Origin of the sequence: Prevotella sp. HUN102, assembly GCF_000688375.1 — a bacterium.
In the GTDB taxonomy this organism is placed as follows: Bacteria; Bacteroidota; Bacteroidia; order Bacteroidales; family Bacteroidaceae; genus Prevotella.
The window spans coordinates 279,474-296,732 of the sequence record NZ_JIAF01000001.1; the positions used below are offsets into that span (position 1 = coordinate 279,474).

At 44.0% G+C, this 17,259-nt stretch carries 16 protein-coding genes; 11 read left to right on the forward strand and 5 right to left on the reverse strand.

What is annotated here, in order from left to right:
* Nucleotides 1–500 precede the first annotated feature (500 nt).
* Together P150_RS0101290 and P150_RS0101295 are read left to right on the forward strand one after the other, a co-directional pair.
* Nucleotides 501–3,032: a zinc-dependent metalloprotease gene (locus P150_RS0101290; protein WP_028896142.1), complete on the forward strand. Its 2,532-nt coding sequence runs from the start codon at nt 501–503 to the stop codon at nt 3,030–3,032.
* Nucleotides 3,033–3,234: 202 nt separating this feature from the next.
* Nucleotides 3,235–3,879, forward strand: a complete 645-nt coding sequence (locus tag P150_RS0101295; RefSeq protein ID WP_051617405.1) for a SagB/ThcOx family dehydrogenase — start codon at nt 3,235–3,237, stop codon at nt 3,877–3,879.
* A 200-nt stretch (nt 3,880–4,079) separates the two neighbouring features.
* On the opposite strand, the gene P150_RS15630 is transcribed toward P150_RS0101295, so the two are convergent.
* The 5 genes from P150_RS15630 to P150_RS0101320 all read right to left on the reverse strand — a co-directional run bounded on the left by P150_RS15630 (nt 4,080) and on the right by P150_RS0101320 (nt 9,126).
* The gene (locus tag P150_RS15630; protein WP_197018023.1) at nt 4,080–4,670 is read right to left on the reverse strand and encodes a tetratricopeptide repeat protein; all 591 of its coding nucleotides are present in this window, start codon (nt 4,668–4,670) and stop codon (nt 4,080–4,082) included.
* Between the two features lie 251 nt (nt 4,671–4,921).
* Nucleotides 4,922–6,448, reverse strand: a complete 1,527-nt coding sequence (locus P150_RS0101305) for a hypothetical protein (protein WP_028896144.1) — start codon at nt 6,446–6,448, stop codon at nt 4,922–4,924.
* Nucleotides 6,445–6,690 carry a hypothetical protein gene (locus tag P150_RS17755; protein ID WP_028896145.1) on the reverse strand — a complete coding sequence of 82 codons (246 nt, stop codon included), beginning with the start codon at nt 6,688–6,690 and terminating at the stop codon, nt 6,445–6,447. Before P150_RS17755 ends, P150_RS0101305 begins: the two co-directional genes overlap by 4 nt.
* Nucleotides 6,691–7,027: 337 nt before the next feature.
* Nucleotides 7,028–8,134, reverse strand: coding sequence for a glycosyltransferase family 4 protein (locus P150_RS0101315; RefSeq protein WP_028896146.1), 1,107 nt, complete (start codon nt 8,132–8,134; stop codon nt 7,028–7,030).
* On the reverse strand, nt 8,131–9,126 hold the full coding sequence (locus tag P150_RS0101320) for a glycosyltransferase (protein ID WP_028896147.1): 996 nt from the start codon (nt 9,124–9,126) through the stop codon (nt 8,131–8,133). Before P150_RS0101320 ends, P150_RS0101315 begins: the two co-directional genes overlap by 4 nt.
* A 177-nt stretch (nt 9,127–9,303) precedes the next feature.
* Here P150_RS0101320 and P150_RS0101330 point away from each other — a divergent pair, with 177 nt between their 5' ends.
* The 9 genes from P150_RS0101330 to atpF all read left to right on the forward strand — a co-directional run bounded on the left by P150_RS0101330 (nt 9,304) and on the right by atpF (nt 17,259).
* Nucleotides 9,304–10,800 carry an oligosaccharide flippase family protein gene (locus tag P150_RS0101330; protein ID WP_028896148.1) on the forward strand — a complete coding sequence of 499 codons (1,497 nt, stop codon included), beginning with the start codon at nt 9,304–9,306 and terminating at the stop codon, nt 10,798–10,800.
* Nucleotides 10,787–11,776: a glycosyltransferase family 2 protein gene (locus P150_RS0101335; protein WP_028896149.1), complete on the forward strand. Its 990-nt coding sequence runs from the start codon at nt 10,787–10,789 to the stop codon at nt 11,774–11,776. Before P150_RS0101330 ends, P150_RS0101335 begins: the two co-directional genes overlap by 14 nt.
* A 234-nt stretch (nt 11,777–12,010) precedes the next feature.
* The gene (gene pfkA, locus P150_RS0101340) at nt 12,011–12,988 is read left to right on the forward strand and encodes a 6-phosphofructokinase (protein WP_028896150.1); all 978 of its coding nucleotides are present in this window, start codon (nt 12,011–12,013) and stop codon (nt 12,986–12,988) included.
* 52 nt (nt 12,989–13,040) lie between these two features.
* Nucleotides 13,041–14,567, forward strand: coding sequence for a F0F1 ATP synthase subunit beta (gene atpD / locus P150_RS0101345; RefSeq protein WP_028896151.1), 1,527 nt, complete (start codon nt 13,041–13,043; stop codon nt 14,565–14,567).
* A gap of 31 nt (nt 14,568–14,598) precedes the next feature.
* The gene (atpC, locus tag P150_RS0101350) at nt 14,599–14,838 is read left to right on the forward strand and encodes an ATP synthase F1 subunit epsilon (RefSeq protein ID WP_028896152.1); all 240 of its coding nucleotides are present in this window, start codon (nt 14,599–14,601) and stop codon (nt 14,836–14,838) included.
* Between the two features lie 26 nt (nt 14,839–14,864).
* Nucleotides 14,865–15,278: a hypothetical protein gene (locus P150_RS0101355; RefSeq protein WP_028896153.1), complete on the forward strand. Its 414-nt coding sequence runs from the start codon at nt 14,865–14,867 to the stop codon at nt 15,276–15,278.
* 6 nt (nt 15,279–15,284) lie between these two features.
* Nucleotides 15,285–16,385 carry a F0F1 ATP synthase subunit A gene (gene atpB, locus P150_RS0101360; protein WP_028896154.1) on the forward strand — a complete coding sequence of 367 codons (1,101 nt, stop codon included), beginning with the start codon at nt 15,285–15,287 and terminating at the stop codon, nt 16,383–16,385.
* 48 nt (nt 16,386–16,433) lie between these two features.
* The gene (atpE, locus tag P150_RS0101365; protein WP_028896155.1) at nt 16,434–16,676 is read left to right on the forward strand and encodes an ATP synthase F0 subunit C; all 243 of its coding nucleotides are present in this window, start codon (nt 16,434–16,436) and stop codon (nt 16,674–16,676) included.
* Nucleotides 16,677–16,746: 70 nt separating this feature from the next.
* A complete protein-coding gene (gene atpF, locus P150_RS0101370; RefSeq protein WP_028896156.1) occupies nt 16,747–17,259 on the forward strand; it encodes a F0F1 ATP synthase subunit B in 513 nt (170 codons plus the stop codon).

Sequence of the window (17,259 nt, forward strand, 5' to 3'; positions counted from 1 at the left end):
TCGCCGAGAGATGCAGACAACCTCTCGCTACGCTTCGAGAACGTCTGCGTCTCTCGGCGAGGGCTACTCTTTTTTGCACTTCGATTTGGAATCTTCATATGTCTTGCTGATAAATGAAACAATCAGGTATTGCCTTTTTAAACTTTTAACTCATTAGCATAAGCCAAACTTTCAATCTTTCTCGCATATCCTTTCTCTGGCAGACTGTAATTCTCAAATCAGCAATGTTTCAATTATTTGCCAATTCGTAAGTGTTTGAAAATCAGAAGCCAAATAGCGACTTTTCAATCTTCGCAAAAATGCAATCCATTCTATCGAAGATTGCGCTGCGTTTTTGCGAAGATTGCATTGCATTCTTCGCACAAATGAAAATTATGTTTTTACAAGTGATTTTTGGGTGTTCGTCAGACTAATGGCGAGATAAGGGTTTTTAACCAAAAAGCTTTTGCAGACTGACGGATTTCTGCTATCTTTGCATAATATAGACAATTATTAACAATATGAGAATCAACAAGACATTAGCTGTCGTTGCGTTGGCAATGACTATCGGAAGCACGGGGAGCTTTGCGCGAAGCTGTTTCTCTTCGTTTGCCGTGAACGATTCCACGGAGCAGGCAAGCAAGGAAACGGATGGCAAGGCTGACCGGAAGAAAAACGACAAAGACGATAAGAAGGACAAGAAAGATAAACTTTCGGACTACGAAAAACTTATAAAGAAAGGTGGAAGTGTGGAAGAAGGACTCTTCACAGTTCGTCATATCGAGGACAAATGGTACGTAGAAGTGCCTGATTCTGTGCTCGGACGCTATATGCTGGCAGTAACGCGTTTCAGCTCCGTGCCACAGAATTTCGGCAAATTTGCAGGCGAGGAACTTTCCGAAGCTACCATCTACTTTGAACAGCGCGATGCAAAGACGCTGCTGCTGAAGGCTTTTGTTCAAACGCACGAAGCAAATCCCAACGACCGTATCTCTATCACGCTCGCTGCATCAACGGCTGATCCTATCATTGCAGCCCTGAAAGTGATTGGAAGAAACAAGAAGAAAGACAAGCAACTGGTGGACATTAGTCCTTTGTTCGTGAAGGACAACAACATCGTCAGTCTGTCGGCTTCCGATGCCAAGTTTCTGAAACTGGGAGGATTGCAGGCCGACCGTACTTTCATAGACACCCTGAAGGTATATCCTATCAATCTTGAGGTGGCTTCCACGCGTACTTACGCCTCTCCAACGCCAAATAGCCCGGCATCCTATACGGGTTCGGTAACCATCGGCTTGAACACGAGCATAGTGTTGCTGCCGAAACATCCTATGCGCAAGCGATTCTGGGACAACCGTGTGGGCTATTTCACGAATCGCAGAACGGTGTTCAGCGACGATCAGAACAAGACGCAGCACGAGCAGGTAATATCCCGTTTCGAGCTTGTTCCGAAAGATGTGAAGAAATACAAGAAAGGCGAACTCGTGGAACCGGTTACACCTATTATATTTTATATAGATCCTGCCACGCCAAAACAGTGGGTTCCTTACCTGAAAGCAGGTATCGACGACTGGAATGTGGCTTTCGAGGCAGCCGGTTTCAAGAACGCAATACAGGGAAAGGAGTGGCCGGAGGACTCGGATATGAGTCTGGACGATGCGCATTACAGCGTGGTGCGCTATCTGCCTGCCGAAATTGAGAATGCCTACGGACCACGAATTGTTGATCCACGAAGTGGACAGATCATCGAGAGCCACGTGTGCTGGTATCACAACGTGATGAATCTGCTCACAAAGTGGTATATGATTCAGTGCGGCCCGCTCGATAAGCGTGCGCAGAAAATGAAGTTTGATCCGGAACTGATGGGCGAACTCATCCGTTTTGTTTCCAGTCACGAGGTTGGACACGCGCTCGGATTGCGCCACAATATGGGTGCAAGCCACGCCACTCCCGTGGAAAAGCTGCGCGACAAAGCGTGGGTGGAAGCCAACGGACACACGGCAAGCATTATGGATTATGCCCGTTTCAACTATGTTGCGCAGCCGGAAGACGGCATTTCAACGAAGGGTATCTTCCCTCGCATCAATGATTACGATAAATGGGCTATCAAGTGGGGGTATCAGTATCGTCCCGATTTCAAGGATGAATTTGAAGAGAAGGAAGGGCTTCTGACCGAAACGACGAACGTGCTTGCGAAGAATCCACGCCTTTGGTTTGGTGGCGAAGGCCGGGGAGAAGACCCTCGTGCGCAGACGGAAGACCTTGGCGACGACAATGTAAAGGCAAGCGAATACGGATTGAAGAATCTGAAGCGAGTTGTAAACGGTCTTCCTGAATGGACAAAGCAGACCAACGACAGAACGGACGATTTGAAGGAAATGTGGAAAGCCGTAAAGGATCAGTTCAATCGTTACAACAACCACGTGTTGAAGAACATCGGTGGTCGCTACAACAACAATGTGCCCGGCAAGAAACCTTACGAAGTAGCCCCTGCAAGTAAGCAGAAGGCAGCAGTGGAGTATCTTGGGCGTAATCTTTTCGAGGCACCGATGTGGCTCTATCCGTCAAACATAATTGATATTACAGGTACTGACGTGGTTTCTGACATTGCTGGTCAGCAGCAGCGGGTTCTTTCCCGGATGATGTCGGTAGATGTGCTCGGCAATGTCTACAAATATCAGGACGGTTCTGCCGTTGCCTATCAGTTGGAAAGCTATCTCGACGACCTGTATAAGGCAGTTTGGAAACCTTTGGCAGCTATGACCGGCAGCAATTTGCAGGCTCGTCGTCTGCTCCAGAGAGCATATATAAATAATGTGAACACTCTTCTTAATCCGGCAGAAACGCCTGCAAAGGACGCAAAGACACCAACTGCGGCAAGGCAAAGAACATTGAACTCCGACATTCAGCTCTATCTTGAACAGCAATTAGACCGAATTGAACAGTTCTGCAAGGCTCAATCTGCACAGGGAACAGGCATCAATACACGCCATTTCAAGGATTTGCTTCGCCAGATTAAGTTGGTAAAGGAAAGAAGAACCACAGTGAAATAATTTCGCTTATCCCTCAAATCCTCTCCTTTTGGAGGGGATTTGCTGTATTATTGCGTAGTAGTATTAAACCATTTAATGCTTTTCCAATCATAGAATCAGCATAGAGTGGATAGTGGACGACTATTTATTAATTTAAATTCCCTTAATTAAAGAGGACTAAAATAGACTTAAAATGAGATATTTAATTTTATTAATTACTTTTATGAGCACGTTAGTTACAAATGCACAAGACGTTATCAAATTGCCGGATCCGTTCGTCGGAAGTTCCAAATACGATTTAAGCCTGATGGGAGCACTCTCTTCGCGTTCGTCCAATCGTGAATTTGGCGATGAGGAAATCAATAATCAGGACCTTTCCACCTTGCTTTGGTGTGCAACGGGAGTGAATCGTGAAGACGTGAATAAGCTAACGGCACCTTCGGCAATCAATGCTCAGGACATTATGGTGTATGTTTGCTCGGTAAAGGGTGCTTATCTTTACGACCCTTTCAAGAATGAACTGAAGAAAGTAACCGATGGGGATCTGCGTGTTTCCATCGCCGGCCGACAGAAAGGAATGGAAAAAGCACCCATCAGCCTTGTGCTTGTTTCCAATCAGGCTAAGTTTGGTGGTGAAAGCACCAACGGAGCAATGATTTCCGGTGCTATGGATGCAGGTTATGTTTCGCAGAATATCTATCTTGCCTGCGCTGCTATGGGGCTGAATACGGTAGCTCGTGCCACGATGGATAAGGAAGCATTGCAGAAAAGTCTGAAACTTACGGAGCAGCAAGTGCTTTTTCTCAATCATCCGATAGGACACAAGCCGTTCAAGCTTCAGCAAGCTGATGGCAATGTTGCGAAGTAAAGGAGCATAACCTGAGTTAAGAATGAGCCGACAAGTGGATAGAGGAGTGGGGGAACAAGTAAGTTAGTTCACATTCTTCCCATATCAGCCTTGTCTTCCCTTTATTTCACTTTGCATAGACGGTAATACAACTTGTAACTTATTCATTAATTACATTGTATCTCTGAGTTTGGAACAATCCATAACTCAGAGATGTTATTTTAATTATAGGTTGCATTGTTCTGTTCTTTTGCAACCACCGTCGTTTCAGATTCCTTTTCCTGTTGTGGAACGTTCAGGTCTTGAAGATGCCGCATTGCGTCTTCATCGCCATATTCTGCTGCCATCCTGTACCAACGTATGGCTTCCTCAAGATTTTTCTCCACGCCGTTGCCCTCCCTGTAACAGTTTCCAATAAATTCCATAGCCCACGGTTCGCAGCCATTGGCAGCCTTGAAAAGCCATTCCAATCCCTTTTTCCTGTCGGATTCAAGGCCGCATAATCCATTGAAATAAAGAATACCTAATTTATATTGTCCCAATGCAACGCTCGAATAAGCCGATTTCCGGTACCATTCCAACGCCTTTTTAAAATCAGTTTTCACTCCCCAACCATTTTCAAAACACATTCCAACATTGTAATAGGCATCTATATTGCCTGCTTTGGCAGCCTTTACATAATACCGATACGCCTTATCGAAGTCTTCGTTATCAAACGCCTCATCGGCTTTTTCCAATAATCTGTCTGCCTTTTTCGTTGTTTTCTCAACGCTATTCATTGCTACACGGAACGGCACTTCGGCTTGTGCCATTGCCATTTGAGGCATATATAGAATGCAAATAGCTATGAACAATATTCTCATATTGAATAAAAGTTTATATGTTTTTGTGAAATAACAAATTAAATAATTGAAATACAAAACTACAAATATTATTCGAGAAACTTGTTCGCTGCAAGATTATTTTTCATAATGAGGAATGCTGAACATTCGTCAATACAATGAAAAACGAAAAAGATAACGGGCAAGTCAATGATTCGACTTGCCCATTGATAAAATTTTTCTTAATTCAAGATTATTTTTCTTGTGTTCTTTTTGCCCAATGACTTGTAAGTGAGTAGATAGATTCCCGAATTTAGTTCTGAAAGATTTATTTCCTTGGCTTCTCCTTTGGCATAAACTACTCCGGAAATTGATGTAATGCACCATTGGTTGGGACGGTCGAAGTAAACATTTCTTCCTAAAATTCGGCAGCTATCAGTTTCGTTTTCTGCCTCTAAAGTATTGATTCCAGTCAGCACATCAGTGTCTTCGCCGTCTCTTATGAACCAGTTTTTCGCCGTAGCTTTCCTAATAATGTCGTCGGTAATTTGGTTGTGTTCAGCACCTGCTTCCGTGTCCTGTGAATTGAACATAGAGAGGATGCCTCCTTCTGGTGCGGCTTCCAGACTTTCCACCAACTTGTCTGAAGCGTCAGCGTTCAGATAATTGTGGTCGATGAAAATCATTCTGAGTCCTGTGCAGCCTTTGGGCGCAAATGATGCTAACTTATTGTTGGAACAAGCTAAGGCAACCAGATTCGTAAGTCCGTCGATATTCAGTTCTGTCAGCTCGTTGTTCGACACAAAAACTTCGGCAAGTGCGATGTTCTTTGTAAGGTCCAGCTTCTTAATATGATTGAAACCACACGCCAGAATTTCCAATTCGGTCTGGTTCTCAAGGTTCAGTTCCGAAATTTCGGTATCAGAACAATACAGCTCTTTCAGGTTTCTGCAATTGCTGAAATCCAGTTTTTCGATTTTTGTATTGTTGCACACCAGCTCCTTCAGATTCTTTTTGTTGCTGATATTCAATGCTTTCAGGTTTTCATTGTCCTTGCAATGAATCTGTACGAGATTGGGATTGTTGTCCAAATTCAGTTCCTCAAGGTCGCAATCTTCACAGCGCAGTTCCTGTAATTTGATGTTTTTAGATACGTCTAATTTCCCTAATTTGAGTTTTTTACAGTCAAATTTCTCAAGTTCCGTGCAATTTTCCACGTTCAATGCCGTAATCTTGTTGTTGTAGCAACCCATTTCCACCAACTGGACGGCTTTGCTGAGGTCAAGGCTTTTAAGCTGATTGCCAAAGCAATAGAGCAGTTTTAAGTTTTCAGGTGTACCTAAATTCAAACTGCTTATCTGGTTTTCCTGACAATACAATAATGTGAGATAAGGATTTTTTGAAACATCCAGCGATTTCAACTGATTCATCTGACAGTCCAAAACTATCAGTTTTGCAGCTTCTTCGCAATTTATTTCGGTAAGCTGCATTGATGCACAGCTCAATGCAAACACCTCTCCTTCAATCTGAATAGTCGGTGCATCGGCACTTGCCTGCAAGGGCAGAAAGGCAGGTTTCTGCAAATTGTCGTTCACGGCATACTCTTTAAAAGTGCCGTCGCCCGTGTTAATCTTCACTTTCGAGTCTTTGGCAGCAATCAAAAGTCTGATAGCTTCGCCTTTAGGCATCGTGCTTTTCAGTATGATTTTTTGCGCAAAAACAGGAATGCAGAGCGCAAACAGCATAATAATAGATAAAAGTTTTCTCATAATTTATAGTATTTTAGGTATGGCAAAGATACAAAATGAATATTAATCTCGCAAAAAAGTTTTTGTTTTTCTGTTATATCTTGTTGGATTTCATCTAAAAGAATCTGATAATAGGATAAGGAAGAGACATCTATTCTGTAAAGAATGATTACTAAAAACAGTTCATTATTTTTTTGTAAAATAGAAAAATAAAGGGCAAAACAAGAGAGAAGAAGCAGCAAATTTGCCGTGATTGATTTCATCTGTGCGAGGTTTGCAATGCGTTTTTGCGAAGAACTAATTGCGTTTATCGCAAGAATACAATGCAATTATCGCACGAATAAAAGGCAAAAAACGGAGCTTCGGGAGGAGAATATGGTCAGTATGGTGGTTATTTTCTTCTGTTTCGGAAGATATTTATCGCTGTTTTATTGCACAATATTGATAAGTTAAAGCGAAAATATCTGTTTATCAGTTATATAAAAATGCACACGCATAATTCGCATATTTGAAAAATAAAAATCTTTTGTTCAAAATAAGCGAATTATGCAGCGTGTTTTGTCAATAATATTCACAAATATATGTGCCAGTCAGCAAATTTTAATCTTGCTTTAAAAGCTGCTTATAGAATGCTTCGTATTCTTTTGCCACCTTTATATAATTATGGTGTTTCTGAACATACTCAATGCTTTCTGCTTTCAGTCGCTGAATCTGCGAGGGATTTTCAACAATCTTTTTAAGCTCTTTGTAGCAGCTTTCGTATGTCGGTTCTACATTCACGATGGGGCGAAGTCGTTTTTCGCCGATGATTTCGTAGTTTTCAGGTTCGCCTCCACCAATGCATACGATGCCACGGCTCATTGCTTCGAGTGGATTCATCGAAGGGGTGTAGCTGTAAAGTTGGTCCAGTATGAGGTCGGAACCCTCCATCATCTCAACATATTCGCTGAAAGGGATTCCATTGGCAATTTTCAGTTCAACCTTGGTGGGGTATTCATTCTCTATATCCTGTGCGGCTTTGAGCATAATGTCCGTTCCCTTGTATTCAGAACGGCTTTTGCTGATTCCAACGAAGATTTTTATCGGGAGTTCAGCCTTGCTGCAAACGGCTGCGTCCGGCTTTGTCTTTATGGGATAAGGGATGAACGTTGTCTTTTCCTTGAAGCGGGGATGATAGCACACCCAATACTCATAGAGTCCGGCAACAATGCCATTGCAGTCTTCGGCAATGTATCTGTTCAACGCCTCTTTCGGAGTGTTGAGCCAGTCTTTTCGCTCTTTCAGCGCGTCCTTGTTGGTTCGCAGCGTGCTGCCGATATTGAAATCGCTGTAACGCAACGGCATTTCTGTGCTGCAAGTGTGAACCCAATAATAGTCCATTCCGAAAGCACCGAGAACTATTTTTCTGTTATGCTTCCTCAGATACTTGTAAATACGGAAGTGTCTTTCGGCTTTGAACTCAAAAAAAAGAGGGTTGATGAGTTGGACTATATCATAATTTCTGAACTTACAAAGAAGTGAATAAACCCTGATTAACAGACTTATACCTCCAATCTTTCCATCTTTTCTTGAAACATCAATGTCTCTCGGATAGTTTTTCCAAAAGTCTCCGTTAGAAACCACGGTTACTTCGTGGCCGAGCGTGCGCAAACCCTCAGCCAACGTCCAATGCACGTTGCTGTATTCTCCTAAAAGCAATATCTTCATTCTTCTTTTTTCATTCTTGGCAACACCATCAGCAGCACACGGCGACCCGATTTTGAATTGACGGCTTTTCTGAAAAGTTTATATTTCTTCGTGTAGTCTCTGTCGGGCAATGGGAAAAGCCCCTTGTCGTAGAGTTTTCTGACGGCTTTTTCAAGGTATTGTGCATCCTTTGTAAGTACGATAAGATTGTAGAGATAATCCATCGTGAGCTGCGCCACCCTTCGTTTCAATCCCTGCTGTGCCCTCGGTGGCAGCGTGTCCGTCCGTTCATTCAGTCTGCAAATCACGTCGAAGTTGTCGTTGAGACGCTTTAATACCGACTTGGTGTCTTTTCTGTGGATGACGGAGTCGCTGTGCTGACGGTAGAAATAGGCTTTTGCATCCGTGCTGATAAGTCGTTCTGAAAGTAAAAGCAACTGTGGCGTAAACTCCTCATCCTCACCGTATGAAGTATTTTCGTTGAATTTCAGGTTTATCAGTAGGTTCTTGTCGAAGATATACCCCCATATCGCCCCCTTGATGTTCTGATGGTTCAGGAAAGCTATGCCGTCTATCGGTTCGGAATCGTTCGGCTCCGAGGTGTCATCGGGGTTGCTTGTTTTGTCGAACGATACCACATCGGGCTGCCTGAATCTCAACAAGTCGAGGCAATGCTCGTATGCAGGGGAAATGAGATAGTCGTCGGCATCGATGAAATGAACATATTTTCCTTTGCAAATGTCTATTCCTATATTCCTTGCCGCGCTTACTCCGGCATTGCTTTGACGAAAGTACTTAATGCGCTGATACAATGACAGTAAATCGTTCAAAACAGTATTGGCTGACCCATCATCGACGACAATGATTTCTTTTTCCTCATTGCTCAGCGAAAGACGGAGAATACTCTCAACGCATTCTTTCAGCATCGGATACGGCTGATTGTGATAAGTGATGATAAAGCTGATCAAAGGATTGGCTTTAGAGGCTTGCGGAGTAATCGACTTGGTTTGCATAGGCGTTTTCTTCCAGTTAGGTTAAGTGCGAAATTCTACTGTCCGTGCTTTGAAAATAGTGAGCTTCAGGGCATTTAAAAGCGTTTTCTCAACATTGCAGACGATGATAATTGCACTTAGTTTCATAAATATATATTGCAAAAATAATAAAAACTTTTAACTTCCGTTTAAATATTAATGAAAAAAACAGACGGCTATTCGCATATTGTAAGATATACCGGGCTTTTTGGTGGCGTGCAGGGATTGAACATTCTTGTAGGAATCGTGCGTAACAAGCTCGTGGCTATGTTGTTGGGCCCCGAAGGAATGGGACTTATTTCGCTGTTCAACTCCACGTTGAAGCTCGTTGGCGACTCCACGAACTTCGGTATTCCGATGAGTGCCGTAAAGAATATTTCGGAGTTCTACGACAAAGGATGCGAGGAGAAACTGAAAGAACAGATAAGGATTGTGCGTTCGTGGAGCTTGATAACCGGGCTTTTGGGTATGTTTCTCGCAATGGTGCTGAGTCCTTTGCTGAGCAAGTTTACCTTTTCTTGGCACGGACACACGCTGCACTTTGCACTCCTCTCGCCGATTGTAGCCATAACGGCTGTTACCGGAGGCGAATTGGCGGTGCTGAAAGGCATCCGAAAGCTCAAGGAACTGGCAGTAACGTCTATCTATAATGTGTTGGGCGCACTGGTAACGTCGGTTCCATTATATTATTTTTTCCGCGAACAGGCCATTGTTCCGTCGTTGGTTATAATGGCTCTGATACAAATGTGCATTACCATCGGCTTTTCCTATAAGCTCTATCCTGTGCAACTGACGAAGAGCCGAACCGTTCTCGGCAAGGGTTTCGGAATGATGAAGTTGGGATTGGCGTTCGTTCTTGCCGGCATTTTGGGTTCAGGTGCCGACTTCCTCATCAGGAGTTTCCTGAGCAATGTGGCGGGAATAGAAACCGTGGGACTCTTCAATGCGGGCTATATGATGACGATGACCTACGTGGGAATGGTGTTTTCGGCGATGGAAACGGACTTTTTTCCTCGTCTTTCTGGTATGAACGGAATGGATTTCAGCTTCAATCAGACGGTAAGCCGGCAGATCGAAGTGATGCTCTTGCTCGTTTCGCCCCTGTTGGTCGTCTTTGCGCTCTTCCTTCCCTTTCTTCTTCCTCTGTTATATACGGGCAGGTTTATGCCGGCATTGGGAATGATGCAGGTGGTTATGCTTGCAATGTATTTCAGGGCGTTGAAACTGCCGGTGCAGTACATTCCCCTTGCCAAGGGCGATTCGCTGTCCTATCTGCTGCTCGAGGCTATCTACGACATCGTTCTGGTGCTGCTCGTTATGCTGCTGTTCAACAAATATGGCCTTGTAGGGGCAGGTTTCGGAATTACGATAGCGGGAATCATCGATTTCATCGTTGTTTTCGTCTATGCCAGATGGAGATACAATTACAGACCTACGGCAAATATATTCCTCTATTCAGCCATTCAGATTCCAATCGGCATCCTTACGTATGTCTGCACCTCGTCGCCAAGCCCTTTGGTGTACTGGGGAATCGGAGCATTGCTGGCGATAATGAGTATCGCCACTTCGATAACCATTCTCCGTTCAAAGGTGGGACTATGGAACAGTCTGGCTTCAAAAATTACCAATCGCTTCAGAAAAAATGGCAAGGATTAGTATATTAGTAGCTGTCTACAACGCAGAAAAGTTTCTGAATCAATGTCTTGACTCTTTATTGAGCCAAACGCTGCAAGATATTGAAATTATATGCGTTGATGACGCTTCTAAAGACAGTTCCTTTTCCATATTGGAGGACTATCAGAACAGGGACAGGCGCATAAGCGTGATGCGACTGGAACAGAACTCCGGGCAGGCAGTTGCACGCAACAGAGCTTTGGAAACAGCATCGGGAGAATACATTTGCTTTGTGGACAGCGACGACTGGCTTGCGCCCGATGCCTTATATAATATTGTGGAAACGTTCGATTCTGCCCCCGATACGGATTCCGTGCTGTTCAATGTGGTCTATTATTATGGAGAGCAGCGTCAGGAAGTCTATGCTATGCCTGATTTTGAAAGCAAAACGGGCGAAAAGGCGTTCGTGGACAGCCTCACTTGGAAGATTCACGGTGTGTATGCCGTGAGGAAAGAAATACACAAAAGATTTCCTTACGACGACTCCTCGCGTGCTTACAGCGACGATAATACGACGCGTCTGCACTACCTTAATTCGCGAAAGGTAAGGAAAAGCACAGCCACCTATTATTATAGGCAGCATTCTGATTCGGTTACGCACGCCATAAGTCCGAAGAGATTCGACTATCTTCGTGCCAACTGGAGTATGAAGAAGCAACTGGAGGGCCTGAACGTATCGGATGAAATCCTCGATATATATGAAGAGATGCGTTGGCTGAACATCGTAGGACTCTATATGTTCTACTATCTCCATCGAAACCATTTACCGCCTGAAAGCAGCGAAGAGGGTTTGGCATTGATTAAAAAGATGTGGCAGTCGATAGAAACCGAAAGATTGCCACGCCGTTTAATGCGAAAATTCGGATATATGCCGTTCCGTGGCTGTTGGCTTCTGTTCAGATTACAGGAGGAACTCTATTTCTTTTTGAGAGGATTGCTGAAGAAAAACATTGAATGATGGGCGAGGAAATCTTCATCAGGATAGAATCCGATAATATACAATAAATCATAAGAGAGTCTGTTTGTAAGACGTTTTGCAGGCAATTTGGAACTTTTACAAAGTTGATTTCCCCGGGATAGAAAGAAAAACAAGCAAAAAAAGATTTTTTTCACGATTAGGTTTTGTGAATAAATAATAATTTACTAACTTTGTTGCGCAATTAATCTATGACAAAGACAACATAAGATATTTATGGCTAAGATAAAGACGATTGGTATTCTGACTTCAGGAGGCGATGCTCCCGGTATGAATGCAGCGATTCGTGCAGTAACACGTGCTGGTATATACAACGGATTTTCAATCAAAGGCATTTATCGCGGCTATGACGGTCTTATTACAAACGACATAAAACCTTTTACTACGGAAAACGTAAGTGGCATTATTGGTCAGGGTGGTACGATTTTGAAGACGGCAAGGTCTGCCGGTTTCGCAACGGAAGAAGGCCGACAGAAAGCGTATGAGAATCTTGTGAAGCAAGGAATAGATGCGCTTGTTGTCATTGGTGGAAATGGTTCGCTCACGGGAGCGATGACTTTCGCACAGGAATATGATTTCTGCTGCATAGGATTGCCGGGAACGATTGACAATGACCTGTACGGAACGGACAACACCATCGGATATGATACTACGATGAACACCATTATGGAGTGTGTAGACCGTATCAGAGATACTGCGCAGAGCCACGAACGCATCTTCTTCATAGAGGTAATGGGGCGCGATGCAGGTTTTCTGGCGCAAAATTCAGCCATTGCGAGCGGAGCAGAAGCAGCTATTATTCCTGAGGATTCAACGGATGTGGATCAGTTGGCCCGCTTTATGGAGCGGGGCATCCGCAAGTCGAAGAAGAGTTGTATCGTGATTGTCTCAGAAAGTCCTAAGTGTGGAGCTATCTATTATGCCGACCGTGTGAAGAAAGAATTTCCCGATTACGACGTGCGTGTCTCCATTCTCGGACACTTGCAGCGTGGAGGTCGCCCGTCGGCACGCGACAGAATCCTCGCAAGCCGAACAGGTGTGGGTGCTATTGAAGCCATCTTGCAGGGGCAGCGCAACATTATGATTGGCGTAAGGAACAATGAGGTGGTGTATGTGCCGTTGTCGGAAGCAATCCGTTCCGACAAACCTTTCGACAAGAAACTCATAAAGGTGTTGGCGGAATTGAGTATCTGATTAGAAACCTAAACAATCAGCAAAGAAAATAAAAATATAAAAATATAAGCGTATGTCACAGATAAATGGACGTATATCCCAGATTATTGGTCCGGTAATTGACGTCTACTTTGATGTTCAAGGAGAAGATCCGGAAAAGGTTCTTCCAAGGATTTACGATGCTCTTCGAGTAAAGCGTCCAAATGGACAGGATTTGATTATTGAAGTTCAGCAGCACATTGGCGAAGACACGGTAAGATGTGTTGCGATGGACAATACAGAGGGCTTGCAGCGCGACTTAGTCGTTGAACCCACCGGCAGCCCTATTGTTATGCCTGCCGGCGACCAAATCAAGGGTCGTATGCTGAACGTGGTTGGTGTTCCTATCGACGGTATGGAAACGCTCAGTATGGAAGGAGCGTACCCAATCCACCGTGAAGCTCCTAAGTTTGATGAACTTTCCACACAGAAGGAAATCCTGTCTACCGGTATCAAGGTGATTGACTTGCTGGAACCTTATATGAAAGGTGGTAAGATTGGTTTGTTCGGTGGTGCCGGTGTAGGTAAAACGGTGCTCATTATGGAGCTTATCAACAACATTGCCAAAGGCCATAACGGTTATTCAGTATTTGCCGGAGTCGGCGAACGTACCCGTGAAGGTAACGACTTGATTCGAGATATGCTTGAATCTGGCGTAATTCGATACGGAGAGAAGTTCCGCAAGGCAATGGACGAAGGCAAGTGGGATCTTTCCCTTATCGACAAGGAAGAATTGCAGAAGTCTCAGGCTACGCTTGTATATGGTCAGATGAACGAACCACCGGGTGCCCGTGCCTCAGTAGCTCTGTCAGGTTTGACCGTAGCAGAAGAATTCCGCGACCACGGTGGCAAGAACGGCGAAGCAGCAGATATTATGTTCTTCATCGATAATATCTTCCGTTTCACACAGGCAGGCTCTGAGGTCTCTGCGCTTTTGGGACGTATGCCTTCAGCCGTAGGTTATCAGCCGACATTGGCAAGCGAAATGGGTGCAATGCAGGAGCGTATCACATCTACGAAGAAGGGTTCTATTACATCCGTACAGGCTGTTTATGTGCCTGCTGATGACTTGACCGACCCTGCACCGGCTACAACCTTTGCCCACTTGGATGCTACGACGGAATTGAGCCGTAAGATTGCAGAGTTGGGTATTTATCCTGCCGTGGATCCGTTGGGAAGTACCTCTCGTATTCTTGACCCACTGGTAGTAGGCAAGGAACACTATGATTGTGCGCAGCGTGTGAAGCAGCTTTTGCAGCACTACAATGAGTTGCAGGATATCATTGCCATCTTGGGTATGGACGAATTGTCCGACGAGGATAAGTTGGTGGTAAACCGTGCGCGTCGTGTTCAGCGTTTCTTGTCGCAGCCGTTTACCGTTGCAGAACAGTTCACGGGTATTCCAGGTGTGATGGTTCCGATTGAGGAAACTATCAAGGGCTTCAACTGCATCTTGAATGGCGAGGTGGATGACCTTCCGGAACAGGCATTCCTCAATGTCGGTACAATCGAGGATGCGAAGGAAAAGGCTAAGAAACTTCTTGCAGCTGCTCAGGGCTAAACAAGTTGTAACATAATAACAATAGTTGCTGATGTTAAGTCTAAAGATAATATCACCGGAGAAGATAGTTTTCGCAGGCGAGGTAGACAGCGTTCTCGTTCCCGGCGAAGTGGGCGAGTTCGAGATTCTCAACAATCACGCACCGATTATCTCTACATTGGTTGCCGGTCGTGTGGTTTATGCCATCGGTAGCGAGAAAACGACGCTTCAGGTTCTCGGTGGATTTGTTGAAGTAAAGAAGAACGAGGTAAACCTCTGCGTTGAAATGTAATAGCATCTAACCGTGTGGATAGGCTGATGACGAATATAGATAAGATAAGTAGAACATACAATAAGATAAGTTTGTGGGTTGTTTCCGGGCTTACGCTCGCCGGATTGCTCGTAACACAGGCTTTGATGCGCTCAAACTTCATAATACCATTGGTGGTCAGTGCTGTATTCTATCTTGTCATCAACATATTTTACGGCAAGGCTTGGAAAGCTATTGCCAGCAGTTCTCCTAATTCTTTAGGTAAGTTCTATATGGCAGGCTCGATGGCAAAGATGTTCGTAACGCTGATGGCTGTGATAATCGGGGCTGTCGCTTGGAGAAATAACAAGGAAATGATTGTGGCATTCGTGTCAGTTTTCGTAACTTTTTATCTCGCGAACCTGATTCTGGACTCTGTCTACTTCTTTAAAGTTGAAAAAAATAATAAAATAAACAAATAAGAAGATATGAAATATTGCAAACAACTTCTCTTGTTGATGTTGCTCTTCATTGCGCTTGTTCCGGCAATGGGACGAGATATGAATACGAAGGCAAAGGTCGATGTGGAGGAGATATTGTGGGGACATATCAAAGATTCTTATGAATGGCATATCACTGACATTGGAGGGCACCCAGTCGTGATTCATTTGCCTATCATTGTGAAGAGTTCTACCGGATGGCATATCTTCAGCAGCAGCGAATTTGCTGAAGGACACGGCGAAAGCGACCGTCCCGGACCTTACAATCTTCTCATCAAAAATGGTAAGGATAAGAAGAATCCGAACAAGATAGTTGAAAAAATCAATGGAGAGGAAGTTGCTCCGTTTGATATTTCAATCACGAAGAATGTCTGTACGCTTTTCGTTGATGCCATCGTGTTGCTGCTTGTAATTCTGATTCCGGCAAGATGGTGCAAGAAACACAAGGCAAACGATCCTGCACCAAGTGGTTTTACGGGATTGATGCATATGTTCATTATGAACGTTCACGATGATGTTATCAAGCCTTGTATGGGAGAGGAGGATACACGCAAGTATGGTCCGTGGCTATTGACTTGCTTCTTCTTTATCTTCTTTGCCAACCTGATGGGACTTGTTCCGTTCCCTCCGGGCGGAGGTAACCTGACAGGAAACATTGCTTGTACCTGTTTCTTCGGCGTTTGCACGTTCCTGATTACCAACTTCACAGGTTCTAAGGAATATTGGAAGGAAATCTTCTGGCCTGACGTACCTGTTTGGATGAAGTTCCCGGTACCATTGATGCCGTTTATCGAGCTGTTCGGTATATTCACAAAGCCGTTGGCATTGATTATCCGTCTTTTTGCCAATATGCTGGCAGGTCACGCTATTGCATTGGCATTTGCAGCGATTATATTCATAATGTTTGGTATCGCAGACAATGCTGTCGTGAATTGGTCAGCAGGCTCTGGTATCACAGTCGTAAGCGTGCTTATGAGCGTGTTTATGATGATGTTGGAAGTCCTTGTAAGCTATATTCAGGCTTTGGTATTTACGATGTTGAGTGCAGTATTCATTGCGCAGGCACACGTAAAGCACCACGAAGCATAAAAGAGACTATTTAAAAGTAAAATATTAATAAATTAAAGATTTAAGATTATGTTATCATTATTATTAGCAGATGTTGCTATCGCAAAGTTGGGTGCTGCCTTTGGCGCAAGTTTGGCTGCTATTGGTGCAGGTATTGGTATTGGTCGCATTGGTGGTCAGGCTATGGATGCTATGGCACGCCAGCCGGAAAAAATCGGTGACCTTCGTTCTTCTATGATCATTGCAGCAGCTTTGATTGAAGGTGTAGCCTTCTTTGCTGTCATCGTTGCAATTCTCGCAATCGTAATGTAATAATGAGTAAGTGCCGTTAGGTACTGTAAGATATACTCATTAACAAATAATGTAAGAACAAAACCAGCGTATGGATTTATTAATTCCCAGTAGTGGACTTCTTTTTTGGATGACTGTTGTCTTCCTTATCGTTGCATTTATTGTGATAAAGTTCGGTTTTCCGGCAATTATCAATATGGTAAATGAGCGTAAGGAATATATCGACAGTAGTCTCCGCAAGGCTCACGAGGCTAATGAAAGATTGTCCAATATTCAGAAAGAAGGTGAATCCGTCATGCAGAAAGCACGTGAGCAGCAGGCTCTTTTGTTAAAAGAAGCGACTGCTACACGTGACTCCATCGTAGAAAAAGCGCAAGACAAGGCACGTGAAGAAAGTGCCCGTCTCATTTCTGAAGCTAAGACAGAAATTGAAGCAGAAAAGCAGAATGCTTTCCGTGATATCAGAGGTCAGGTTGCAGAGCTTAGTGTGAAAGTTGCGGAGAAGATTCTTCACGAGCAGCTTTCAAGCGATGAAAAGCAGATGGAATTGATAGGGAAATTGCTGGATAATGTTTCTTCTACTGGAAGCAATGTAAGTAAATAA